This is a genomic window from Pseudoalteromonas sp. CR1 (assembly GCF_019392235.1).
GTDB lineage: Bacteria > Pseudomonadota > Gammaproteobacteria > Enterobacterales > Alteromonadaceae > Pseudoalteromonas.
The window spans coordinates 39,463-62,925 of sequence record NZ_JAHXRM010000020.1 but is presented as its reverse complement, the minus strand read 5'-3'; the positions used below and the strand labels follow the sequence as shown (position 1 = coordinate 62,925).

The 23,463-nt window shown below is 38.3% G+C and carries 26 protein-coding genes and 2 tRNA genes; 9 read left to right on the top strand and 19 right to left on the bottom strand.

Annotation, left to right across the window (positions count from 1 at the left end):
• Positions 1-18: 18 nt before the first annotated feature.
• The 5 genes from KZZ04_RS16040 to KZZ04_RS16020 all read right to left on the bottom strand — a co-directional run bounded on the left by KZZ04_RS16040 (position 19) and on the right by KZZ04_RS16020 (position 3,080).
• Positions 19-423: a hypothetical protein gene (locus KZZ04_RS16040; RefSeq protein WP_219423167.1), complete on the bottom strand. Its 405-nt coding sequence runs from the start codon at positions 421-423 to the stop codon at positions 19-21.
• A gap of 10 nt (positions 424-433) precedes the next feature.
• Entirely contained in the window at positions 434-940 is a 507-nt protein-coding gene (locus KZZ04_RS16035; protein ID WP_219423166.1) for a hypothetical protein, read from the bottom strand.
• A gap of 109 nt (positions 941-1,049) precedes the next feature.
• The gene (locus KZZ04_RS16030; protein WP_219423165.1) at positions 1,050-2,423 is read right to left on the bottom strand and encodes a lyase family protein; all 1,374 of its coding nucleotides are present in this window, start codon (positions 2,421-2,423) and stop codon (positions 1,050-1,052) included.
• An 11-nt stretch (positions 2,424-2,434) separates the two neighbouring features.
• Positions 2,435-2,800 (bottom strand): hypothetical protein, encoded by a 366-nt coding sequence (locus tag KZZ04_RS16025; protein WP_257903645.1) that lies wholly within the window; start codon positions 2,798-2,800, stop codon positions 2,435-2,437.
• A 94-nt stretch (positions 2,801-2,894) separates the two neighbouring features.
• The gene (locus KZZ04_RS16020) at positions 2,895-3,080 is read right to left on the bottom strand and encodes a hypothetical protein (protein WP_219423164.1); all 186 of its coding nucleotides are present in this window, start codon (positions 3,078-3,080) and stop codon (positions 2,895-2,897) included.
• 196 nt (positions 3,081-3,276) lie between these two features.
• On the opposite strand from KZZ04_RS16020, the gene KZZ04_RS16015 reads away from it, so the two are divergent.
• A complete protein-coding gene (locus KZZ04_RS16015; protein ID WP_219423163.1) occupies positions 3,277-3,867 on the top strand; it encodes a DUF938 domain-containing protein in 591 nt (196 codons plus the stop codon).
• Here KZZ04_RS16015 and KZZ04_RS16010 read toward each other — a convergent pair.
• The 3 genes from KZZ04_RS16010 to KZZ04_RS16000 all read right to left on the bottom strand — a co-directional run bounded on the left by KZZ04_RS16010 (position 3,844) and on the right by KZZ04_RS16000 (position 8,357).
• The gene (locus KZZ04_RS16010) at positions 3,844-4,983 is read right to left on the bottom strand and encodes a GNAT family N-acetyltransferase (RefSeq protein WP_219423162.1); all 1,140 of its coding nucleotides are present in this window, start codon (positions 4,981-4,983) and stop codon (positions 3,844-3,846) included. The genes KZZ04_RS16015 and KZZ04_RS16010 overlap by 24 nt on opposite strands.
• A 134-nt stretch (positions 4,984-5,117) precedes the next feature.
• A complete protein-coding gene (locus tag KZZ04_RS16005; RefSeq protein WP_219423161.1) occupies positions 5,118-7,829 on the bottom strand; it encodes an ATP-binding protein in 2,712 nt (903 codons plus the stop codon).
• A 72-nt stretch (positions 7,830-7,901) separates the two neighbouring features.
• Positions 7,902-8,357, bottom strand: a complete 456-nt coding sequence (locus KZZ04_RS16000) for an Lrp/AsnC family transcriptional regulator (protein WP_058552770.1) — start codon at positions 8,355-8,357, stop codon at positions 7,902-7,904.
• 127 nt (positions 8,358-8,484) lie between these two features.
• Here KZZ04_RS16000 and KZZ04_RS15995 point away from each other — a divergent pair, with 127 nt between their 5' ends.
• Positions 8,485-9,654: a monodechloroaminopyrrolnitrin synthase PrnB family protein gene (locus KZZ04_RS15995; RefSeq protein WP_219423160.1), complete on the top strand. Its 1,170-nt coding sequence runs from the start codon at positions 8,485-8,487 to the stop codon at positions 9,652-9,654.
• Between the two features lies 1 nt (position 9,655).
• Positions 9,656-10,780, top strand: a complete 1,125-nt coding sequence (locus KZZ04_RS15990; RefSeq protein ID WP_219423159.1) for an aminotransferase class V-fold PLP-dependent enzyme — start codon at positions 9,656-9,658, stop codon at positions 10,778-10,780.
• On the opposite strand, the gene KZZ04_RS15985 is transcribed toward KZZ04_RS15990, so the two are convergent.
• The 5 genes from KZZ04_RS15985 to KZZ04_RS15965 all read right to left on the bottom strand — a co-directional run bounded on the left by KZZ04_RS15985 (position 10,764) and on the right by KZZ04_RS15965 (position 13,846).
• Complete coding sequence (locus tag KZZ04_RS15985) at positions 10,764-11,252, bottom strand: DUF4124 domain-containing protein (protein ID WP_058405875.1); 489 nt, start codon at positions 11,250-11,252, stop codon at positions 10,764-10,766. The two genes, KZZ04_RS15990 and KZZ04_RS15985, sit on opposite strands and share 17 nt — an antisense overlap.
• Positions 11,253-11,561: 309 nt before the next feature.
• Positions 11,562-11,654: transfer RNA gene (locus KZZ04_RS15980), tRNA-Ser, on the bottom strand.
• Between the two features lie 50 nt (positions 11,655-11,704).
• Positions 11,705-11,795 (bottom strand) — tRNA-Ser (locus tag KZZ04_RS15975).
• A 213-nt stretch (positions 11,796-12,008) separates the two neighbouring features.
• Positions 12,009-12,149, bottom strand: coding sequence for a hypothetical protein (locus tag KZZ04_RS15970; RefSeq protein ID WP_008128321.1), 141 nt, complete (start codon positions 12,147-12,149; stop codon positions 12,009-12,011).
• 899 nt (positions 12,150-13,048) lie between these two features.
• On the bottom strand, positions 13,049-13,846 hold the full coding sequence (locus KZZ04_RS15965) for a YggN family protein (protein ID WP_058404716.1): 798 nt from the start codon (positions 13,844-13,846) through the stop codon (positions 13,049-13,051).
• 381 nt (positions 13,847-14,227) lie between these two features.
• Here KZZ04_RS15965 and KZZ04_RS15960 point away from each other — a divergent pair, with 381 nt between their 5' ends.
• Positions 14,228-14,413, top strand: coding sequence for a PA3496 family putative envelope integrity protein (locus KZZ04_RS15960; protein WP_010558095.1), 186 nt, complete (start codon positions 14,228-14,230; stop codon positions 14,411-14,413).
• A 116-nt stretch (positions 14,414-14,529) separates the two neighbouring features.
• Here KZZ04_RS15960 and KZZ04_RS15955 read toward each other — a convergent pair whose 3' ends face one another.
• The 3 genes from KZZ04_RS15955 to KZZ04_RS15945 form a co-directional block, all read right to left on the bottom strand.
• Entirely contained in the window at positions 14,530-15,027 is a 498-nt protein-coding gene (locus tag KZZ04_RS15955) for a glutathione peroxidase (RefSeq protein WP_219423175.1), read from the bottom strand.
• A gap of 222 nt (positions 15,028-15,249) precedes the next feature.
• A complete protein-coding gene (locus KZZ04_RS15950) occupies positions 15,250-15,549 on the bottom strand; it encodes an AzlD domain-containing protein (protein WP_058404715.1) in 300 nt (99 codons plus the stop codon).
• Positions 15,546-16,250, bottom strand: coding sequence for an AzlC family ABC transporter permease (locus tag KZZ04_RS15945; RefSeq protein WP_058404714.1), 705 nt, complete (start codon positions 16,248-16,250; stop codon positions 15,546-15,548). Before KZZ04_RS15945 ends, KZZ04_RS15950 begins: the two co-directional genes overlap by 4 nt.
• Before the next feature lie 244 nt (positions 16,251-16,494).
• On the opposite strand from KZZ04_RS15945, the gene KZZ04_RS15940 reads away from it, so the two are divergent.
• From KZZ04_RS15940 to KZZ04_RS15930, 3 genes are all read left to right on the top strand, one after another.
• A complete protein-coding gene (locus KZZ04_RS15940) occupies positions 16,495-17,151 on the top strand; it encodes a cytochrome b/b6 domain-containing protein (RefSeq protein ID WP_219423158.1) in 657 nt (218 codons plus the stop codon).
• A 204-nt stretch (positions 17,152-17,355) separates the two neighbouring features.
• Positions 17,356-17,925, top strand: a complete 570-nt coding sequence (locus tag KZZ04_RS15935) for a chitin-binding protein (protein ID WP_219423157.1) — start codon at positions 17,356-17,358, stop codon at positions 17,923-17,925.
• Between the two features lie 134 nt (positions 17,926-18,059).
• Positions 18,060-20,135, top strand: a complete 2,076-nt coding sequence (locus tag KZZ04_RS15930) for a S9 family peptidase (protein WP_219423156.1) — start codon at positions 18,060-18,062, stop codon at positions 20,133-20,135.
• A gap of 70 nt (positions 20,136-20,205) precedes the next feature.
• Here KZZ04_RS15930 and KZZ04_RS15925 read toward each other — a convergent pair whose 3' ends face one another.
• Positions 20,206-20,679, bottom strand: a complete 474-nt coding sequence (locus KZZ04_RS15925; protein ID WP_058552762.1) for a Dps family protein — start codon at positions 20,677-20,679, stop codon at positions 20,206-20,208.
• A 313-nt stretch (positions 20,680-20,992) separates the two neighbouring features.
• Between KZZ04_RS15925 and KZZ04_RS15920 the strand changes: the two genes are divergently transcribed.
• Positions 20,993-21,202, top strand: coding sequence for a hypothetical protein (locus KZZ04_RS15920; RefSeq protein WP_058404710.1), 210 nt, complete (start codon positions 20,993-20,995; stop codon positions 21,200-21,202).
• On the opposite strand, the gene KZZ04_RS15915 is transcribed toward KZZ04_RS15920, so the two are convergent.
• Positions 21,199-21,804 carry an alpha/beta hydrolase gene (locus KZZ04_RS15915; RefSeq protein WP_058404709.1) on the bottom strand — a complete coding sequence of 202 codons (606 nt, stop codon included), beginning with the start codon at positions 21,802-21,804 and terminating at the stop codon, positions 21,199-21,201. The genes KZZ04_RS15920 and KZZ04_RS15915 overlap by 4 nt on opposite strands.
• Positions 21,805-21,826: 22 nt before the next feature.
• Positions 21,827-22,363 (bottom strand): YaeQ family protein, encoded by a 537-nt coding sequence (locus KZZ04_RS15910; RefSeq protein ID WP_219423155.1) that lies wholly within the window; start codon positions 22,361-22,363, stop codon positions 21,827-21,829.
• Positions 22,364-22,454: 91 nt separating this feature from the next.
• On the opposite strand from KZZ04_RS15910, the gene ylqF reads away from it, so the two are divergent.
• Entirely contained in the window at positions 22,455-23,399 is a 945-nt protein-coding gene (gene ylqF, locus KZZ04_RS15905) for a ribosome biogenesis GTPase YlqF (protein WP_219423154.1), read from the top strand.
• The last annotated feature ends 64 nt before the right edge of the window (positions 23,400-23,463 follow it).

The window sequence follows — 23,463 nt, the reverse complement described above, 5'->3', positions numbered from 1 at the left end:
ATCCCCCTTAACACTTCATTACTTGATATCGATTGATTGGCATTGCTGGTTAATACATAGCGATTGTACTTCAATAACCGGTAAACAATCAGTTAATGATTGCTGTTCATTTTGATTTTTTTCTTGTTCGGTGATTTGCTGCGCAATGCTTTCTGCTTGTTCTTGTGGAGTATTTAGCGTTGAATAAACGGCATATTTACTCGGTCCACCGCAGGCTCGCGCTCCTACTTCAAGTACTTTGCACTGAAAGCTTGCCGTACAGCCGTTGTTATTAACTATATTGGCAAGTTGACTATTTAAAGCCGACAAGCTTTGGCCCTTAGCGCCATTTTCAGGTGCTGTGGTTGAGCAGCCACTGAGTAATAAAATGCTAGCAGCAACACTAAAAATTGATAATTTAACTGTCAATGTTAAACCACTCATATTGTTATCCTTAAAATACACTTACCGCTGAGCCTTCAAGTTTAACACATTTATTTTCAACGCACTGAGTGCTTGGTGTTGTTAAATGCTGACAAATACTCATCATTCCCTTTTGCGCATTAAAATTACTTTCAAGCTCGGTGATTGTTTTACTTAGTGTTTTTACTTGCTCGTCGCTTGCTGCTTTAGTTGAGTAAACTTCAAAGCTACTAGGGCCACCGCATGCACGACTACCTACTGCAATAACTTTACATTGCATACTAGTATCGCAGCTTGTATTTGCAATAAGCGTGTTTAACTGGGCTTTAGCTGATGTAATATCTTCAACTGATACCGCTTCTACACTTGTATTTGAAAGTGCATCAACGTCACTTTTTGTTTGAGTGGTTTCTTTTAGTGTTTGTTGTTGTGGTTTTATTACTTCAGCAGTAGTTACTGATTCTTTTTCTGCTGGTGTTTTTTCTAAACACGCACTTAAACAAAGGGGTAAAACAAGAGCTAATAATACAGGGCGCATAAGATACCTTGATAGTGATGAATAATTCATCACTATCATACACGGTGCATTTTTAACGGCAATAAAAACTATATAATCAAGTAATTAAAGCCAAAGTATACGGGCTAGTTTAAAGGCCACCTTGTGTAAGCTTGGTTGGGTTAAGCAGTTTTTCAAGTTCGCTACGCGGTAAATCGGTTTCTTGCTCTGCAACATCTATAATGGGGCGCGCTTCTTTATAGGCTTGCTTCGCTATTTTGGCCGCTTTTTCGTAACCGATCACCGGATTAAGTGCAGTTACCAAAATAGGGTTTTTAGCAAGCGCGCGGTCAATGTTAGCTTGATTGACGACAAATGTGGCGATGGCTTTTTCTGCTAAAGCTTGGGCGCTGTTTGCTAGTAGCTCTATGCTTTGCAAAATATTATAGGCAATAACAGGCAGCATCACATTTAGTTCGAAGTTACCAGATTGGCCTGCAACAGTAATTGTGGCGTCATTACCAATCACTTGTGCGCTAACCATGGCAGCGGCTTCTGGTATAACGGGGTTTACTTTACCCGGCATAATGGATGAGCCTGGTTGTAGGGCTTCAAGTTCTATTTCGCCTAATCCTGCAAGAGGGCCTGAGTTCATCCAGCGTAGATCGTTCGCTATTTTCATTTGTGCTACAGCGAGTACTTTTAATTGCCCAGATAGTGCAACAATTGCATCTTGCGAACCAATATTGTAAAAAAAATTATTGCTTGGCGAAAACTGTATACCTACATTTTTAGTCAGGTTCTTGCTAAATACATCAGCAAACTTTGGGTCGGCATTAATACCCGTACCAACAGCTGTGCCACCTTGTGCAAGTTCACATACCCGTTCGAGTGAACGGTCAATGCCCGTAGCAGCATGATTAATTTGAGATTGCCATGCATTAAGGGTTTGCTCAAATGTAACAGGCATCGCGTCCATTAAGTGGGTGCGACCCGTTTTAACAATAGCGCCTATCTCGCTCTTTTTATTCTTTAAATGTTGCGATAACTTCTCAAGGGCGGGTAGTAATGATTGTTTTACGGCTATGGCACTACTTAGCGCGATAGCTGTAGGGACTACATCATTTGAGCTTTGCCCCATATTTACATCATCATTGGGATGTACAGGATCCTGCTGAGTACTGGCAAGGGTTGCGATTACTTCATTGGCGTTCATATTAGAGCTTGTTCCTGAACCTGTTTGAAATACATCAACAGGAAACTGGTCATAATGCTCACCATCAATAATCGTTTGGCAAGCGAGCTCTATTGCGGTTGCCTTGGTTTTATTAAGATGCCCTAGCTCATAGTTACTTTGTGCTGCAGCTTGTTTTATATATGCCAGTGCCTTTATAAATTGTGCTGGCATAGTGAGAGAGCTAATAGCAAAGTTATTAACAGCGCGCTGCGTTTGCGCTTGATATAAAGCGTTAACAGGTACTTGTAACTCGCCCATACTGTCTGATTCTGTTCTAAAGTTGCTCATTGATCTGCTCCTTAAAAAGGGTTGAATTCGTGACTAAGAATGCGAGCTTCACGCTCAAGTAATAAAAATTTAGCACGACTATTGTGGCTTATGTAGAAACGCTTTAATGCAAGTAATGGTTTGTGTAGCTGGTGTAGGCATTGTTTGCGAATTGCATTATGGGTAAGAGGGTCGCACATTTTATTTATAATTTCATGGTGTGTGCGTCTAAGGTAATACTCTTGAAGTAGCGGGTTATTAAGTTGTTCAAAGTTTTTAGCCACGTTAAGAGCAGCGTCTATATAATGAGCAACGAGCATTGGGGCGTGCAGGCCTGGTCGTTTGCAATTAAATGATAGGGTGGGCTGGTAGCTATTTAAGGCGTGATTTGAAGACATAAAAAAACCGACTCAACTAATGATAATAGTTATCATTGCATTTAATCGGTTTCAGTGTAAATAGTTATTATAAAAATTATTTACGGCGTGAATTTTAATTGTAGCCGAGAATAAATATCTGGTCTGTTTCATGTTTAGTGATCGCCTTTTGATTATGTTTAGGGTGAGAAAGTAAATCAATTACTGTTGCTCTCATATCAAGGGTTTCATTGTGATCGTCGGTACTTTTTTCGGTTATAGCTACTGCTGCGTCAACAGCGGTATAGGGAGGCATATGCATAATTTTATCCTTTTGTGATTAGTTAATTAACCCTTAAATGGGTTAATTATATTGCTGCATAATACATACCAACCAAGCGAGTTATATCTAACCGCATGATTATATTTAACTTAATAAATAAAGCATAATTAGTCACGACAACATATTGCAAATTTGCTTTACTATTGTGCAAATATCCACAATTTTGGTGCACTCAATGACAAAGCCATTTTCACAAGCATGTGAAAACAATAAAGGCCCTATTTTAGAGCATTTAAACAGCGCGTTAATAAACGTTAAAACAGTACTAGAAATTGGTTCTGGAACTGGCCAGCACAGTGTATTTTTTGCTGAAAAATTACCTTATCTACAATGGTATACAAGTGACCGCGTGATTAATCATGAAGGTATTACGCTATGGCATGGTGAGGTGGATTTAGCTAATTTACATCCCCCTATTGAGCTTGATTTAAACCAGCCATGGCCTATCGATACAGTAGATGCAATATACACTGCAAATACATTTCATATTGTAAGTTGGTCATTAGTTGAACGTTTTTTTGACGGGGTTAAACGCCATTTGAATGATGAAGGCGTTGTGTGTATTTATGGTCCTTTTAAGTACAAAGGTGAATATACTAGCCAAAGTAATCAGGAGTTTTGCACCTTTTTAACTGAGCGAGATCCTTTGAGCGGCATAAGAGACTTTGAAGCTGTTGTGCATTTAGCACAACAGGTAGGACTTAAGCTTATAAGTGATCATGCTATGCCTGCTAATAATCAATTACTCATTTTTAAACGGCAGTAATGAAGTGCACTGCGCCTTGTAAAGTGCAATATGCTGGCGCTCTCGAAACAAGTAGTCTTCTATGGCACTGTTAAAATCATTGTTAACAATATGGTGGGCAGAGTAAGTAGTGACGGGCTCAAAGCCCCTCGCAATTTTATGTTCCCCTTGTGCACCTGAATGAAAGCAGTCGAGTTTATGTTTAATAGCAAACTCTATCCCTTGGTAATAACATAGCTCGAAGTGAAGGGCGTCAATATTTTCGCTTGCCCCCCAGTATCTGCCGTAAAGCGTGTTTTCACCAATTAAACTAAGTGTTGCAGCAACGACTTCGCCGTTTTTTTTGGCAAGCATAATAACTAACTGCGATGCCATCAGTGCATGTAAAAGGGTAAAAAATTCGCTATTTAGATAGCCTAGATGCCCTGAGCGCTTCAGGTAAGTGCGCTGATAAAACTCGCAGAACACCTGCATGGTTTCAGGTGTAATATCTGCACCTTGTAGCCAGTCAATACTGATATTTTGCTGTGTTATTTTAGCGCGTTCCTTTTTTAGCGATCTACGTTTACGCGAATTTAGCGTAGTTAAAAAATCATCAAAGGTATCAAAACCTTTATTAAACCATTGAAATTGAACACCCTCTCTTAGCATTGAATGCTGCGTAGTGAGTAACTTTGCTTGTGTTTGGTCGCAAAAATTAACATGCCAACCAGACCATCCTTGGTCAATGCCGTGTTTGCAGAGTTGATCTGTAATATAGCTGTATACAGCAATGTGGTCTGTATGATGAATGGCAATACGTTTACCTTCAATTGGACTAAATGGCACGCCTGAGAGCCATTTAGGATAGTAGCGAAGACCATTTTTTTCGTATGCTTCAGCCCATGCCCAATCAAATACGTATTCACCGTATGAGTGGCTTTTTAAATAACCTGGTGCAAGCGCTATTAACTTACTCTCTTCATAAACAGCTAAATGATAGGGCTGCCAACCACTTTGCGGTGTTACACATTGGCTTTGTTCTAAGGCGTATAAAAAGGCATGTTGAGTAAAAGGTTCATCACCAAAAAAAGCATGCCACTGCGCTTGCTCTATTTCAGTAATTTTTTTAAACCATCGATGAGAAAAACTGTGCATAACATCTGACCTTTTACATACACGTAATTTTTAATTACGCACACAGATTTTAATTATATTGGGTATACGTAGATTTAACTGTTTATTACGCTAAGTGACAAGTCAATTTAAAGCCATGCAAGAGTTGATTAACATTATTTAGTGCCTACTTTTACAAACTGGTTTAAACACTCGGTTAGTTTTGTAAGCTCTACAGGTTTTGCTAAATGTTCATTAAAGCCCACTCTTTTAGCTTTAATTTTATCTTCTGGCATGGCGTCAGCGGTTAACGCAATAATAGGAAGCTCTTGTTGTGATTTAAACTCGCGCACTAACTCAGTTGCTTTGTAGCCATCCATCACCGGCATCTGACAGTCCATTAACACAAGATCAAATGCTTGTTTTTTTATCATTTCAATTGCTTCTTCCCCATTTTCAACCAAGTGTGGAACAATGCCTAATGACCCTAACATCGCTTTTATCACCATTTGATTGACGGGGTTATCTTCTGCTACCAATATATTTAAAGAGGCAATATTAATATCTTTTGATATAACGTTGGGTTTTAACTCGGGCTCTGTGGTGTTTAAGTTTACGGTAAAGCTAAAGGTTGAGCCTTTACCCAAATCACTTTGTAAATTGAGCGTTCCTCCCATTAGTTGGCATAACTCCTTAGCTATTGTTAAACCAAGGCCAGTCCCTCCAAATTTACGAGAAGTTGAACTATCGGCTTGGGTAAATGCGTTAAATAAGGTGTTATGTTGGCTTTTTTCAATGCCTATGCCAGTATCGGTTACTTTTATGCTTAACTTCACTTTGTTAATAGATACAAACTCAGTGTCTATATCGAGGGTGACGCTTCCGTCATTAGTAAATTTAATCGCGTTACTACACAAGTTCAGTAGTATTTGCTCAATGCGCATTGCATCACCTACAAACCAAGTATCTACTGGTAAGTTACACTTGATCATCCATTTAATATTCTTATTTTCCGCGCTCTGCTCAAACATAGTGTCTATGCGTTTTATAAGGGCTTTTGGGTCAAACGCAATCGACTCAAGTATTAAATGTTGTGACTCGATTTTAGAGATATCAAGCACGTCGTTTATTAAATTTAACAAGCTATTTGAAGATGAGTAAATTTTTTCGAGATAGTTGTGTAGCTTTTCAGCATCATCATCTTTTTTGGCAAGTGACGATAGGCCAATAATGGCATTCAATGGAGTGCGAATTTCGTGACTCATATTAGCCAAAAATTGGCTTTTAGCGCTATTGGCTAAATCAGACTGCTTTTTAGCTTTTACCAGTGAGTTTGTTCGTTCGGCTACTTGACGACTAAGCTCTAGTTGCTGCTGGTTAAATAGCATTAATACTACAATAATAAGTAAACACACAGCGGTTTGTAGCATAAGTAAAAATAAAGACATTTCAATGTTTTGCTGAGAAACGTAGTTTTCTTTAAGTGCTAATTTTATGACCCATTGTTGCCCACCAAAATTAATATTGAATGACATTAACTGGCTCTGGGTTGCTTGCTCAAAGTTTTGAGAGTCGTTACTGTAAAAGGCGGGTTTGTTGTCATATTCAAACACATCAATAGAAAACATTTCAGATTGCTGTTGTGTAATAGCTTGTTCAATAATTTTATGCGCCAAAAATACACCGGTGGCATAACCCGTTATATTTTCATTTTGACCATAGACAGGCGCAAATAATAGGTAGGCGGGTGTTGGCGTTTTTGTTTGGACTAATTGAATGATTTTAGTGCTGATAGGCAAATACTTAATAGCTGGATTTTGCAAAGATGCTTTTCGATCTGGGTTTGAATATACATTAAAGCCAACCGCCTTTTGGTTACTTTTTAAAGGTGCTATGTATTTAACGACCACTAGAGGGTCATCATCTTCGAGCGGATCACCAACAATGTTTATATTTTTCCGATAAATTTTTGACATTGTATCGCTGAGTGCTTGACGCTGCGCTTGTGTTATTTGTACATTCCAAGACAATGCTTTAATAAATGAATGTTTTTCAAGTAGTTTATTTGCTGAAGCGTAAAAGTCTTGCTCATTAAACTCAGATGATGATTGTACTTGGCTTGCTAAGCTTTGCACGGCGATAATACTTTGATTTATATATCGGTATAAACTGTTTTCAATAACTTCAACTTCTCGCTCTGCAATTTTAATGGTATTTTTGCTGTTTTCGCGTTCGTAAATTTGTGCTGTAAGCGCCACAGATATAAATAAAATGGAGCAAACTGCAATGGTTTCAAAGGCTAAAACTCTACGTTGTCCTGGTGCTTTGGGCAGTAACGACAACAAAAAAGGTGAGGCAATAAGTACCCCTAATATATCTCCTAACCACCAATAAATAACATGAAGCCAATGGTCCTCAATACTATAAAGTGGGTTAAAGTTACTTAACGCAAATACACCAATATTCGATGATAGTAAGCTTACTAAAACAGCAACTACAGCAATAAAATAAGCAATGTTTTTTCGTTTACGAAAATAAAGCGGATTTCCCAACCAATACCTAAGTAATGCAGCACCTACCATAGCCTGGATAATAACGCCAAAGGCAATGTAAATGGCCTGAGTAAACGTATTGCCGACCAGCATTACTTCATGAGCTGAGTTATCGAATATATTTAAGTTAAATGCAATTGCTGCAGCGAATAAAGGGGGAATAAAGCGCCACCACCAAATATAACAGCCAATTAAAGCAACCCCCGCGGGTAACCAAATAGGTACTATTTGCGAATTAAATGCAAACGCAGTAAGGCCAATACCCAGTAAATAGTATGCTAGGGCAAATAGTATGTAGAAAATAATTGATTGAAAAGTTGAGGTGAATATTTTCACATAATATCCATATATTTATGTTTAGGTTTTTAAAATATTAGTATAGCTAACAACACTTTATTTGCAGCACTATTACAACGGAAGCTGCTTTTTAGTAAATGATTGCTTAAGTACCACCGTTGACTCTATGTTAGCGATACAACTTAAGCCACCTAATTGATGCTTTACAAATTGTTCATAGCTTTCAAGATCGTTGGCAATAATTTTCAATAAATAATCATAACTACCTGATATTACACTGCACTCTAATACATGAGAAAGTTTTTCTACGGATTGTTCAAATTGATCTGCCGCGCTAACTGAATTTTGATTTAACCTAATAAAAGCATATACCAATACATTGAGATCAAGCGCTTTAGGATTAATTGCAGCGTGATAGCCCGTAATAATATGTTCTTTTTCTAGTTTTTTAATCCGTCTTAAACAGGGAGTATCAGATAGGCTAATTGTATTTGCGAGGTCAGACACCGATATTCTGGCATTTGCTTGCAAGGTAGTAAGTATTTGCTGATCTTTTTTATCTAACATATTTTGGTAACTACTTTTATTTTTTTAGTGATTTCCCCTAAGTATAGGCTTTTTTATACATTTTTTTGACGATTTACGCTCACACGACTCTGTTAGCATTTAGTCATAAAAATAAAAGAGCATAATAATGAATACACATACGGCTATATTTGATGATTGGATAAGAACTGAGTTTGTAGAAATAAACACTGAGCTAGAGCATCTTTATTGGCAGCAAACCGATAAAGCACATGTTGAAGGTGTTGGCGAAGCGTTAAAGTTGCAGCTAAAAAATCAAGGTAATGCGCTAATTTCACATTTACTAGCAGAGGGAAATACCGATCAAGGGTTCGATCGTGCATTTGATTTATTGGGCAATGTTGGCTTATTTATGGCTGCATGTCGTCGCCATGAGATAACAGAACCTAGCAGAGAAACTACATCACCCCTGGTAGAGGCATCGGCATTGGCAATGCATGTTGGTGCGTCGATTGGTGTAACCCCTCGGTTTGCTACAGCGCATTTAACTACCCACAATAAAGCTGTTAACGGCAACTATAAACGCTTTACTCAATTACCTGATGAAAAACTCTTTTTAGACTATAACACCCAAGGTATTTTGGCGTACAAGCGAGCTAGTGATGCTTTGTTAAAAATAGTTCCGCTTGGCATATCACACCCTTTATGTGGTGAATTACTTAATGTTGCAAAAGATGCGCTCATGAATGTGATTGAATCAAATAGTGCGTTATACAAACAGCTTGATACCGATCGCTTTTTTAATTGTGTTCGCCCTTATTACAAACCATATAGAGTGGGCAAAGAGGTTTATCGAGGTGCAAACGCAGGCGATTTTGCCGGAATTAACGTCATTGATATGTTACTTGGCCTATGCAGTGCAAATGAGCCCAGTTACTCACAAATGCTGGTGGACAAGTTTTTATATATGATGCCAGAAGATCAGCAAATATTAAGAGAATCTATGCGTATTCAAAGTTTTATGGATGATTTTTTGCATGCTCATAAAAGCAAAAGCGCTCACTGGTTTAAGCATCATGCGCAGCTTTTTATACAGGTATGTAAGCTTCATGGTGACACCGCTATCGGTCATCATAACCAACTGGTAGAAAAGTTTATTGCGCAACCATCTAAGCGAATGCAAGAACAGCATTTAAGTAAAGTTACGGCAAGTGGGCCACCATTGAATGTATTGTTAGATTCGCTTGAAAAATTAAGAGACAGGCGCGCAGCAGCAAAAAGAGACGATATAAAAACGCGATTTGACGATCTTAACTTATTAAAAGAGTGGGTAAAGTAATATGTTTAAAGATGATTTTTGCATAGCTGAAGGGAGTTATTTATTAAGCCACTCTGTCGGTAGGCCGCTAAAAAGTATGGAACGGCATTTTGCAGAACATTACCTATCACCATGGCAAGATTCAAATAAAGAACCATGGCAGCAATGGCTACCTCAAATAGACGCGTTTACTTCTGCGTTAGGTAAGTTATTTAATTCACCAAGCTCACAGTTTTGCCCACAGGTTAATTTATCAAGCGGATTAACTAAGTTAGTGATGTCGCATCCTCAATTACAACGAGAGCACTGCAAAGTTCTTATGGCGCAAAGTGACTTTCCGAGTATGGGGTTTGCCATGCAAAAGGCGCTACCGTCTTGTGCGCAAATTGTGTTTATTCCCGAAGAGGAAAACCTAAGCGAACTATCTGTATGGGAGCGTTATTTAACTTGCGATATAGATATGGTTTTTGTAAGCCATGTTTATTCAAATACGGGGGTGCAAGCACCGATAAACGATATTGTATTGCGCAGTAAGATTACTAATAGTCTTTCAATAATTGATATGGCGCAATCTGCTGGAGTGTTGCCTGTGGATTTAACGACACTTGATGCCGATTTCATGATTGGATCGAGTGTTAAGTGGTTGTGTGGTGGACCCGGTGCTGCTTATTTATGGATTAATAAAGACCAACTAGCGCAGTGTAAACCTAAAGATGTAGGGTGGTTTTCTCACGAAAACCCCTTTGAGTTTAATATTAATAATTTTACTTATCACCATAGCGCACTTCGATTCTGGGGGGGAACACCCTCTGTTGCGCCTTATGTAATTGCTGCCCATAGTATTTCTTATTTTGCAGAGCTAACAGCGAACAAGGTAAGAAGGCACAATCTAGCGATGATTTCGGATATTCATCAGCATTTAAGTGAATTTGTTGTATCGCCATTACATAGCAGCCAATGCAGTGGAACAGTTATTTTGTTTTTTGATAAAAAACAGCTGCAGGTATTAACCGCGCTAAGCAAAGCAAACATTAGCGTTGATGAGCGCAAATACGGAGTGCGAGTTTCACCGCATATTTATACAACTAAAGAAGATATTAACGCGCTGATCAAAATCATAAAGCAAGCCCTTAAGGAATTTGACTAAGTAACTGCTTGCGTTGACGCAAAGCGTCTATTTGTTGTTGTGTACGCGTGACTTTTGACTCATAGGCACTAGTAATTGGTGCGGTTTTTTTTGCAATGGCGTCAGCAATAGAAGAAGCGCCTAAACGGTTAGCTTGATCTTGTGTTACATAGCTGGCTTGCTGTACTTGCTCTTGATAGGCTTTTTCTGTTTGTTTAAGCGTTAATTGTAGTTTGCTTATTTCACGCTCTATTTGCTGAACTTCTAAAAAGTTATCTACTGAAGAGTCTGTAATATTGTTACTTGGCGTACTGCTTTTGTAGGCTTCAATAATGTTTGTTTCTTTTACAGTGATAACTTCCGCATTTTTTGCGCACGGTGTTTGACTAAAGGTCGGCACGCCTTTAATTACACACTTGTATACTGTTGTATTTTGGGCAGAGGAAAAAAAAGGTAGCGCTGTGCATGTAATTAACAATATGAATCGGTTCATAGCGAAACCTGAAGTGGCTATAGTTTTATTAATAATGCACTAAGTTATAACGGGTTACAATTTGTTTAATTTTAATAAATTTTAGTCATAAAAAACCACAATTAAGTGGTTTAAATCTAGTATACGGTAGAGAGGGAGGGATAGACTTGCTTAAATCCATGTAATCAGCCGCTACGCGACGCTTGCAGCGGCCTAAACTGTTCCAGACATTTTATCGAACCCTGTCGAGGGTTCTCACCCTCCCCGTTGTTAACGGAGTTAAAATTCAGGCACAAAAAAACCACAATTAAGTGGTTTATATCTAGTATATGGTGGAGAGGGAGGGATTCGAACCCTCGATAGAGCTACAAACTCTATACTCCCTTAGCAGGGGAGCTCCTTCGGCCACTCGGACACCTCTCCAACGCATAACCGGTTGTGTTAATGATATTAAAAAACCACCAACTAAAATATGGTGGAGAGATAGGGATTTGAACCCTAGATAGGCTACAAACCTATGCCGGTTTTCAAGACCGGTGCATTCGACCACTCTGCCATCTCTCCGTGACGCAGAATAATACTTAGGTGGAGGGGGTGTGTAAATAGCAAAATGTTTGTTTGCCTAAAAAATAGACGTAAATGCGTGTTTTTTTGTAAATAGAGGGGAATTAATACTATTTTTAATAAAATAAAGAGGTTGCAGCAAACAAAGGGAGCTAAAAAAGGTTTTTAGTGGTTGGGTGTTGGCTGCACCAAAAAATAATCATGGTTGGATGATTATTTGTACTGAGCTGCGCCGCCAAGTGCTAGTTTTTTACCAAGTGTATTAAGTCTGGCTAGCATTTTTGCTTTTCGGTTAGTTGGTTTAACTGCAATTTGTGTGTTTGCTGTTTGGTTTAATGTATTTATAGGGTTCATCACTTGGCTCCGGGTTTAGGTTTGTTGAAAACATGCGCATTTTGCATGCGAAACGTACAGAAATAAAACGATAAAAATTACATGTGAGACATTAGTTATATTTATCTGAATTGACGTTTGTTAACTAAATGTTTAATTGTGCTTTTTCTATTTTTTGATTTTTATATTGTTTATATTTTATTTAAGTTATTGCTAAATAAAGGTTATTTTTTATTTCGCTTTTTATTTATGCATATTCCATTATTTTTATTGGGTAATTATTCAGATTATTTTATTTTGGTTTTTACTTGTAATGTTTATAGCATTTTTCATGGCGCTTGATAGGAGTGTTCAGTGCAATAAAAAATCGTTATTAATTTAATATTTAAAATATTAATTGACCTAATAATATGATTTTTCAATGTTGGGGCTTTTAGTAAATAAAAAGCGCCTACTTTAAGGTAGGCGCTTTAGTGTTAGTTACGTTTAAACGTGTCTAACTGGGGATGGAGCCGCTCAGCTTTTTGCTAAGGGCATTAATTTAAGAGCTAATCGTTTACTGAATACTTTAGCCTTGCGCAGCGACTCTAAATTGGGTGGTTAAAGCGCTAGTGTTATCAAAAACAGAGTAAGGCGTATGAGCTAAATTTAAGTCTATAAAAACGTTAAAAGTGAGAAAGCTAACGTAATGACGCTGTTTTTATACTTATTATTTAAATAGGTAAAAGGGTGAACGAAGTCTGTATCTGTATAAAGCCACAAAGCTGTTTACTAAGGCAAGTGCTAACCAGACCAATGCCCCGTAATCTGAGCCGAACAACATAAACGAGGGAAAAGAGAGAAAGCAGATACAAAAAAGCAGCATTCAATAAAATAAAATGCTGCTGAAGGGATGTTAAATAGGGTGAATAAAGTGCGGGTTATTTAACGTGTTTAAAGGTAAATAATTGATAACCTTCTAGCTCAGGAACTAACGTTACTAGCTGCTCTTCTTGTTTTGCAATTTCAGCAAAATTACCGCACAGTGAATTAGCGCGTTGCTCTAAATTGTTTGCGTGTAACTCTACTTTTTCTTCAATTTGTGCGCCCATGTTTTCCATGCGCTCTTCAAATGCATCCATATCACCACCCGAACCTAATAATTCAGATCCAAGCGCGACCAATATACTGCCCATAGATTGCATTACTGCTGATTCAACGGCAGTTTCTATTTGTTTTTCAAACTGGTGTTCAAAGTTTTCACCAAATTGGTTAAAACTTTGCTGGCCCATAACAAAGGTGCCTTCTTGATAAAACGTGTTTTCTACTTCCAAGCGTATATCGTCCATTAACGACGACATATCGTCTAAGCCGTTAATGTTAAACGCATTGCCTACTTCTTCTAAAGCGACACCGGCAATTTTTACACCGTCTAATGCAATATTAGCGACTTCCGGTAACTGTGTGCGTAAGCTATCAGAGTATTGAGTAAGTGCTTGGCGCTGTGAGTTATTAAGTGCAACAAACTCACCATTTACCATTAAATCGCCGTTATTGTTAAATTGCATAGCTTGATTTTGTGCTGTAAAAATTTCTAGTTCGTTTGGCTTAATGCGAACATCATTTTTAAACTCCACATCGCATTGATCGTTGCTAAATGAAATTGTTGAATCGCTGTCGTTGTGTGCCATAGCAACAGGTGTACAGATTAATGCGCTAACTAATAGTAATTTTTTCATTTGATGACTCTATTTTTTGTTGATAACAAATAACTAATAACAAGTTTGGTGCCACTATTTTTTTATTAACAAAAGCAATAGTTTATATTTTTTGTTGGGGTTGATGGTCTGTTTTGTTTTTATTATTAGGCTATATTTTGGCGAATTTAACCAACGAATATAAATTTATAAAAAAAATTTATCGATACGATAAAAAACTCTCACTTTCCACAATTGCAATTTAGCGCTATTTATTCACATTAATGACATGAAGGCTATTTACTATAACTTTGTGGCTTTACTTTGATGCTAATTTGCACAGCATATTGGTGTTAAATTTTTTAATTTACCAATTACATTAATTAAAGCGTAATTGGTCTCAAACACTTTATGGAGTGGGTTGTGGGTAAGACATTTAGTTACGATGCGCTAGATGATGATTTTGTTGAAGACGAATACGAAATGGTCGGTCGAAATCAACACGATAAAAACAAGCAAAAGGTTAAGAAAAAGTTGGAAGACTACCTTGAGCAAAAACGTTTGCGTAAAAATCTAGGCGAAGATGACTTAAGCGATTACATCGATTAAATTGCACTAGTATAAATACACTACCAATAAATAACCACCGGTTAAGTGCACAGGCATGTGCGCTTAATAGGTTGTTACATTGGCAATAAAGAGGCTATTTGCCTCTTTATTACTTTTTACTGCGCGCTTTTAGCCTTAGTTAATGCTTTTTGTATCGTTAGCTCTAACTTTTCTGGCTTGGTAAAAGGGGCATAGCGTTTAATTGGCGTGCCATCGGCTGCAATTAAAAATTTGGTGAAATTCCATTTTATTTTTCGAGTTAAAAACCCCGGTAATGCTGATTTCAAAAATCGAAATACAGGGTGTGCATTTTTACCATTCACATCAACTTTGTCTGCTATTAAAAAGCTGACCCCGTAATTTACTAAGCACCCTTGCTCTATTTGCGAGGCATCACCAGGCTCTTGTTGGCCAAATTGATTGCACGGAAAACCTATAATCACTAACCCTTGACTGGCGTATTTCTCATGAAGCGCTTGTAAAGATGCGTATTGGTAGGTAAACCCGCATTTACTTGCTGTATTAACAATGAGGACAACTTTTCCCTCAAAGTCATCAAAGTTTATAGGTTGTCCTTGTAGGCTTGTTGCGCTTAATTGATGAAACTTTTGCATAGTGGCTTCTTGTTTTTTTTGTTGGAGCATATTTTAACGCGGTAAGAGGGTTACATAAAGTATAAAATTTAATCGTGCCGTGAGGTATAAAAACCCGTGTTCTAAGTAAAAAGTGAGTAATGTTTCCGCGCCCTTCTCACACCCTTGGATTACATCTATGTAGGCAAAAAAAAGTTAACAGCCTAGGCTACTAAACATTCAATGTTAAGAGGTCAATAAACCTTAATTTAATATTAGAAACAAGCCCATACCAGCAAGTGTTGTGTAGTAAATATTATGCGTTTTATAAGCAACAAGAATGGCTACAATAGCGGCACTTAAATAAGGGTTTTGCCAATGCAAATTTATGCCTTCGTCGTTCAAAAATACGATAGGTACCCAAATAGCAGTAAGAACGGCCGGTGCGCTAAAGCTCAAAAACTGCTGCATTTTGGGCCCTACTTTAAAAGGTAGTGAGCGGTGTAAAAACAAGTAACGGGTAAAGAATGTAATACAGGCCATAAGTAAAATAGTGGTCATCATGGTTTAGTTTCCCTTTTAGCTGAAAGTCTTGCCGTTGTATAACCAGCACTCATTGCTAATAATGCGGAGCACACTAGCCATAACTCAAACCCTGTGCTTTTTAACCATGTAGCAGTAACACCTGCAACAATAACAGTGACTAAAGATGCGGCATTTTTAATACCTGGGATAACTAAGGCAATAAAAGTAGCTGCAATTGCAAAGTCGAGCCCTAAGTTAGTTAAATCGGGAAGCATAGAGCCTGCAACAATGCCTATTAATGTCCAAATATTCCATGCAATGTAAAAACTAAAGCCTGCACTTAGCGCATAAACTAAACGCACTTGTGTGCGATAAGCTTTGCGGTGGTGAGAAAAAGCAAATAATTCATCGGTTAATACAAAGCTAACAGGTAAGCGCCAGCGCATTGGCTGATCAATCACTTTATGCCTGACAGCAAGCCCATATAAAAAATGACGAGAGCTAATGATAAACGTAGTGAATAATATGGTCAGCAAGGGCGTGTTGCCCGCCATAAGTTCAATCGCGACAAGTTGAGCCGATCCTGCAAAAACCAGTAACGACATAGCTTGCGTTTCAAGTGCAGTAAACCCATTTTGAATAGCTAAAGAGCCACATAATATTCCCCATGGAATGACGGCTAAGCAAAGCGGAAGCATATCTAAAAAGCCTTTTATAATCGCTTTTTTAACTGGTTGCATAGCATTTACCTTGCTGGCTTGTAGAATGGAAGATAATGATACCTTATTATAAGGTGAAAGTGATTAACATGAGCTCTGGATAATAAATCTTTCTCAAGCAGTTAGTTGCAGTGCTAACTTGGTTGAATTTACTTGCATTAGGCCAGTTAGTAACGCATAAACTTTTATGTTTTCACTGAAAATCTCTAGCTAGGGTTCAGATTAATTATTATTGAATGATAATGTTTTTTAGAGGGTAAATATAATGACAACAATAAAAGTATGGGATGGGTTTATTCGGTGTTTTCATTGGCTGTTAGTCATAAGTATTGCCGTTTTATATTTTAGTGTAGAAGAGGGGATGATTGAGCTACATTTTGTTGCTGGATTCTTTACTTTAGCGCTCATTGTAACGCGGATAGTATGGGGGATCGTTGGCAGTAGAACAGCGAAATTAAGTGGCTTGATTCACTCACCTAAGGCTCTGTTTCAGGGTCTCAAAAAGCCGGTAGACACCATAGGGCACTCTGCCCCTGGAAGCTATATGGTCCTTGCTTTTTTTGCGCTCATTTCAACGCAATTAATTACCGGGCTGATGAGCAGTGATGGCATTTTAACTGACGGCCCGCTTGTTGAATATGTATCGAGTGATGCCGTAGATTTTGCTAATTGGTTGCATCACCTCAATTTTGACATATTGCTGTATGCAATAGGTTTGCACATAGCGGCAATTGTTGTATACCGAATAAAAGGTAAGCCTTTAGTCAAAGCAATGATCACCGGAGAAAAGGCATTAAAATCAACCGATGTAGAAAGACCCGTAACTAAGTCGCCTTGGCTCGCGTGGGCTATATTTGTAGGCTTACTGTTATTGCTTGCATTTACTTGGGGGCAAGAGCCTTTACAGTACTTATTTGGATGAATTGGTTTTTAAAACAATACTTAATTACTGGTTGTAAATCTCGGTTACATTCTTTTGTTTGATTGTTAAGTAGTGGACGCATATAATTAGTACTTTGCTGACAAGTGAACTGTTCGTAGTATGGCAGTATTACTTGTTGTTATTGGTGCTTTTTGTTTATTCATAATGAATAAACTATGTCACTCTTAAGGTGTTGCCGTGTTTATGCATACGTCGTTGGCCTGCGGGGAGTGGTCAACAATTGGTTGCTTAAATCATCACACTCAATTGTTTATTGGTGATGTGGTGAAAGTAACCTTTTACGACATGCAAGGAGAGCTAATTAGCTTATCGTTTGACTTTAAAATTACTTCGTTTGAACAAGGGGAGCCTCACGCTTGGCCGCGTTTGATAGCGGAACACATTAATGTGCATATTCCTTTGGTTAGTGCAGGAAAAATGACGGAACAAGGTTTAATCGTCGCTTATCGGAATAACAAAATATTTGCATTGCAAAGTAGCGGTATATACAAAGCTCATATTGATTTTCATTGTATTGCGAAATGCGACGAGCGTGAAGTAAGTACGCAACCTTATGAGTATGTTTACCCTGAACATAGCGAATGCTATAACGCGGGTACTAAAGTATTACAGCCAAAAGATGGTTGCATATATCAATGTAGGCCTTGGCCTTTTAATGAGTTTTGTCGAAAGGCAAAGGATACACAATCAATATTTGAACCAGGTATAGGTAAAAGCTGGGCTATGGCTTGGCTGCAATTATCAACTAGGTAAAAACATGTTTCTTCCCATAGGTATTACAGGTTTAGGAATAAATCGGTTACCTTTAAGCCCACTCAACTATTGAGTGGGCTTTTTTATTTTTATGATAAACTGCGAACATTATTATTTTTTAAAATTGGTTTTTTGTGCCTAGTTCAGACTATTCTTTAAGCGTATTGCCTCATTCCCCTGTTGCTAAAAAGCAGCCTAAAACACTCATTACTCATGATAAAAAGCGGATCGACGATTACTATTGGATGCGTGATGATGAGCGCAAAAATGAAAAAGTACTTGCGCACTTACAAGCCGAAAATAACTATTGCGATGAGCAATTAGCAAGCATTAAACCCTTGCAAAATAACTTGTTCGAAGAGTTAAAAGCGCGCATTGTAAAAGACGACAATTCTGTGCCAGTTAAAGATGGCAAATACTGGTATCACTCTGAAGTACGAGGTGACGATGAATATGCGCGTCATTATCGTAGCACAAGTATTAAAGCTGAAAATAAAGCCCTTTTGCTAGATGTAAACGAGCTTGCAGAAGATTTTGAATTTTTTGACCTTGGGGAAGTTGCATTAAGCCCTAATGAGCAGCTTATGGCGTATTCACAAGATACTGAGGGTCGCCGTATTTATAACGTTCGCTTTAAAAATTTATCAACAGGCGAAATGCTTGCAGATGAGCTTGAAAATACAGAAGGCCAAGTTGTTTGGGCAAACGACAATAAAACCGTTTTTTATGTCAAAAAAGATCTGCAAACTTTATTAGGCTACCAAGTGTTTAGACATGAGCTGGGAAGTGAGCAAGATCAAGATGTTTTGGTATATGAAGAACACGACAGCAGCTTTTTTATGGGGCTGGGTAAAAGTCGCGATGAAAGTCTTATTATCATAGACTTGGCGTCTACTGAGTCGAACGACACCTGGGTGCTTGATGCAAATAATCCGCAAGGTGATTTTAGTGCACTTATGCCGCGAGAAGAGTGCCATGAGTTCGATGTGGATAAGCTAGGCAATACGTTTTACATCGTCACTAACTGGCAAGCTAAAAACTTTAGGTTGATGACAGCAACCGAGCAGACCATTGCCGATAAAACTCAGTGGCAAGAGCATACAGCCCACAGAGAACATGTATTACTTGAAGGCGTTGAGTTATTTAATGACTTTTTAGTACTCAGCGAGCGTGAACAAGGCCAAGCACGGTTTGTTGTAGTAAATAAAGAAGGTGAGCGTATGGCGCTTGAGTTTGACGACCCTTGTTACTACGCTGCTGTTGCAATGAACCCAGAGCCAAATGTTATAACGGCGCGCATCTATTATTCAAGCTTAACCACTCCGGGTTCTTTATACGATGTTGACCTAAAAACGGGTAAAAAAACCTTGTTAAAACAACAAAAGGTACTAGGTGACTTTAACGCGACTGATTATCAATCTGAGCGGTTGATGGTTACCGCGCGTGATGGCGTTAAAGTTCCTGTTTCTGTTGTATACCGAAAAGACAGTTTTAATAAAGATGGCACCAATCCACTGTTTCAATATGGTTATGGGGCTTATGGTTACACCATTGATCCGAGCTTCTCTAGCACGTCGCTCAGTTTACTAGACCGTGGTTTTGTTTATGTGATAGCGCATGTGCGTGGTTCCGAAATGTTAGGCCGCAATTGGTATGAGCAAGGTAAAAAAACACATAAACAAAATAGTTTTAGTGATTTTATTGATGTAACGAAGGCGCTGATTGCACAAAACTACTGTGACAGTAGCAAAGTTTTTGCATCAGGCGGCAGTGCGGGGGGCTTACTTATGGGCGCCGTGCTTAATCAAGCCCCACAGTTATATTGTGGTGTAGGGTGTCATGTGCCATTTTTAGATGTGCTGACTACGATGCTTGATGAAAGCATTCCGCTTACCACTAACGAGTATGATGAGTGGGGGAATCCTAACGATCCGCAGTTTTATGATGTAATAGAGGCGTATTCGCCTTATGACAATATAAGCGCACAAAATTACCCTAATATATTAGTCACTACAGGCCTGCATGACTCGCAAGTACAATATTGGGAGCCCATGAAGTGGGTTGCTAAAATGCGAGAATACAAAACAGATAATAATATTTTAGTATTTAAAACTGATATGGATGCAGGTCACGGCGGCGCATCTGGACGCTTTAAAAGCTTGGAAGAAAAAGCACTTGAAATGGCATTTTTTATTGCGTTGGTTGAATGATACATTTTGTTAAATAAACAAAAAAGCCTCAGTGTTAGCTGAGGCTTTCAAAATAAGAATAACGTTTAGCCTAATCCAAATAAGCTTTTAGCATCCAAACTAACTTCTCTTGTTCAGAGATGTAGTCGCCCATTAATGATGCTGTACCTTCATCGCCTGCATCACCCGCTTGGTTTAAAATCTCACGTTGCTTTTTAATTAATGTACTGTAGCCCGCTAATATGTTTTCTACGGCAGTAACTCCATCACTTATGCCTTTTGCTTCTTTAATTTCACTGACTTCAAGGTAATCTGAAAATGCATGTAATGGCGCGCCATCGAGCGTTAAAATACGCTCTGCAATTTCGTCTACTTTTAAAAGTAACAGATTATAAATTTCTTCAAACTTAACGTGTAATTCAAAAAAGTTACGGCCTTTAATGTTCCAATGAAAACCACGAGCATTCATATACTGTATTTGGTAGCTGCTCAGCAGAGTATTAAGTGATTTTACAATATCGTCGCTTTTTTCGCTGTTTAAACCAATTGCATTTACTTGTGACATAACTTGCTCCTTAAAAAACCGATTGTTTGTTAACCTGAGTAAAGTATTACTTTTTAAGTTAGATTAGTAAAACTGTTTATATCTATATAGTTGATAGTTAAAACCTATTGAGCGACGGATGAAAACGTTTCTGTTCAATATATATAGATATGGGGTGTAATTATTAAAATTCACCAGTTTGTTGCGTAAAATATGATCTAAAACAAGCTTAGAAGGTGTTATTAAAATTGTTATTTTATTTTTTGATTTAGGTCAAAAATCACTCTTTTTTAAAGCGCATAATAATGATGTTGGATTTATTAGGAGAGTGAACATGCACGAAAAAACAGGCAAACAAAATAAAGCAGAGTTAATAGTAGTATGCATTGCGCTGGTGGCATTTGTACTCGGTTTGGTAGCTCATTTAGCGGGTGCAAGTATTGCTAACTCAAACGTATTTGGTTATATAGCTGCGCCAATTCCGTTGGTACTTGGAGTTATAGTTTTACTAAGTTATAAAATAGCTGAGGCAGCAGAAGATTAACTGCCTTCGCCTAAGCATTTTAAAATATAATCGACCACTTCACGCGAGTAAATCATACTGGTATGGCTCAAGTGAAACACTTTGTGTTCAGCCATACCTTTGAGTTTAGTTTCGTCAAGAAGAACGGTACCGTCTGACTTGCTGCCTTTTACAATGAGAGGCATTAAGCCGATTGGGAGGTCGCCGGCAATACTATAAAGCTTAGCTTTAAATGGCCAGTTTCCATTTTGCGTGAGTAAAAACTCAACGCTATTTTTTAAAAAAGCCTCAAATCCTTTTTGCTTCATTTTTTGTGCGATGTGACTGCCTTGATGGGGGGTACCAAGCGTTACTACTTTTGTAACGAATTGGCTGGCGCCTGAGTTAGCTTCTAAGTAAGCTCTAGCTACTAATCCGCCCATAGAGTGGCATACTAAAGCTGTTGGTTCATTGCCAATAAACTCATCTATTTGTGTAAAAATAGCATCACGATTTGGGTCAAGCGTATTGTATGTAAGGTTTAACACGTTAACGCCTGAGCTCTCTAATCTAGAGCAAAGGGGGCGCATAACAAAGCCAGACATATACAAGCCATGTAAAACAATAACGTGTTTAACTTTCATATAACCCCTAAAGCAACTGCAATTACATTAATTGCTGTGGTTTTATCTCAATATTCGTATTATCAGTGTTCACCCATACCTCACCATCTTGAATGGTGACTGTAAGCTGTATGTTGCGATCAACTAGGGCTGCAAGTGCTTGTGTTGCTACATAGTCTAAACTAAAAATACTTAAATTTTTAAAATCGTACAATTTTGGTTGGTGTTTTTGCCACCATATTGCTTGGTTGTTCTCACCATAGGTATAAAGCACAACCTTTTTAGATTTATTACAGGCTTTTTTTAAGCGCTTTTCGTCTGGTAAACCCAGTTCAATCCACAGCTCTATTTCTTCGCTGTAATTAACGTGCCAAAGCTCTGGTTCGTCATCAGCGCTCAACCCTTTTGTGAACTCTAAACCATCACAATAGTTAAGTGCAAACGCGAGAAGGCGGATCATCAACCGCTGGTCAGTTTCCGATGGGTGCTGAGCCAAAGTTAAATTTGTATCTTGATAAACATGGCGATCCATATCGCTAAGCGATAATTGTGCCTTCATAATGGTTGATTTAAGAGCCATAACAACTAATCTAAAAATATTTTCGCCAGTATAGCGCAATTAAATGAATTGCCAGTTAAAATAGCGCTTAAATATACGTTAGGAGTTAAAAATGGCTATCCAGTGGTTCCCTGGGCACATGAATAAAGCCCGAAATGAAATTAAAGAAATAATGCCACAAATGGATGTGATCATTGAAGTGCTTGATGCACGCATTCCTTATAGTAGCGAAAACCCAATGGTGACAACCTTACGCGAAGGCAAACCAGTCATCAAAATATTAAATAAGGCTGATTTAGCCGATCCTAAAATGACTCAAGTGTGGAAAGATTATTTTGAGCAAGAAAGTGGTGTTAAAGCGATTGCTTTTGGTCATGATAAGGCCGCTGAAGTACACCGTATTAATGAGCTTTGTAAAAAGTTAGTGCCGCATAAGGTGGGCGCCGACAAACAAATTAAAGCCATGATAATGGGTATCCCAAACGTGGGTAAATCTACGTTAATTAATGTATTAGCAGGTCGTATAGTGGCAAAAACGGGTAATGAACCTGCGGTTACCAAGGCTCAGCAACGCATTAAGCTTGAAGACGGCATTATGCTGTACGATACGCCAGGCATGCTTTGGCCAAAAGTAGAGAATGAAAACTCAGGCTATCGTTTAGGTGCAACGGGTGCAATACGCGACACTGCACTTGAATACGAAGAGGTGGCAAGTTACACCGCTGAGTATTTATTGCATGCTTATCCTGGTCTTTTAAAAACGCGTTATAAATTAGATGAATTGCCAGAAAACGATTGGGAATTTGTGGAAATGGCGGGTAAAAAGCGCGGCTGTATTCGTGGTGGTAACCAAATAGACACGTATAAAATGTCTGAAATACTTATTAACGAACTTCGTGATGGCATTATTGGTCGTATTACCATGGAAACACCAGCGATGCGTGAAGAAGAAGAAATAATGGTTGCTGGGTTACGCGCCGCCGCTGAAGCGAAAAAAGCAGCTAAAGAAGAAGAGAAAAAACAACGCCGAGCACGTGCACGTAAAAATCGTCGTTAATTTTAAGGCTGGGAGCACTAAATTACAGACATAAAAAAAGCCCGTAAGGGCTTTTTTAGTTTCA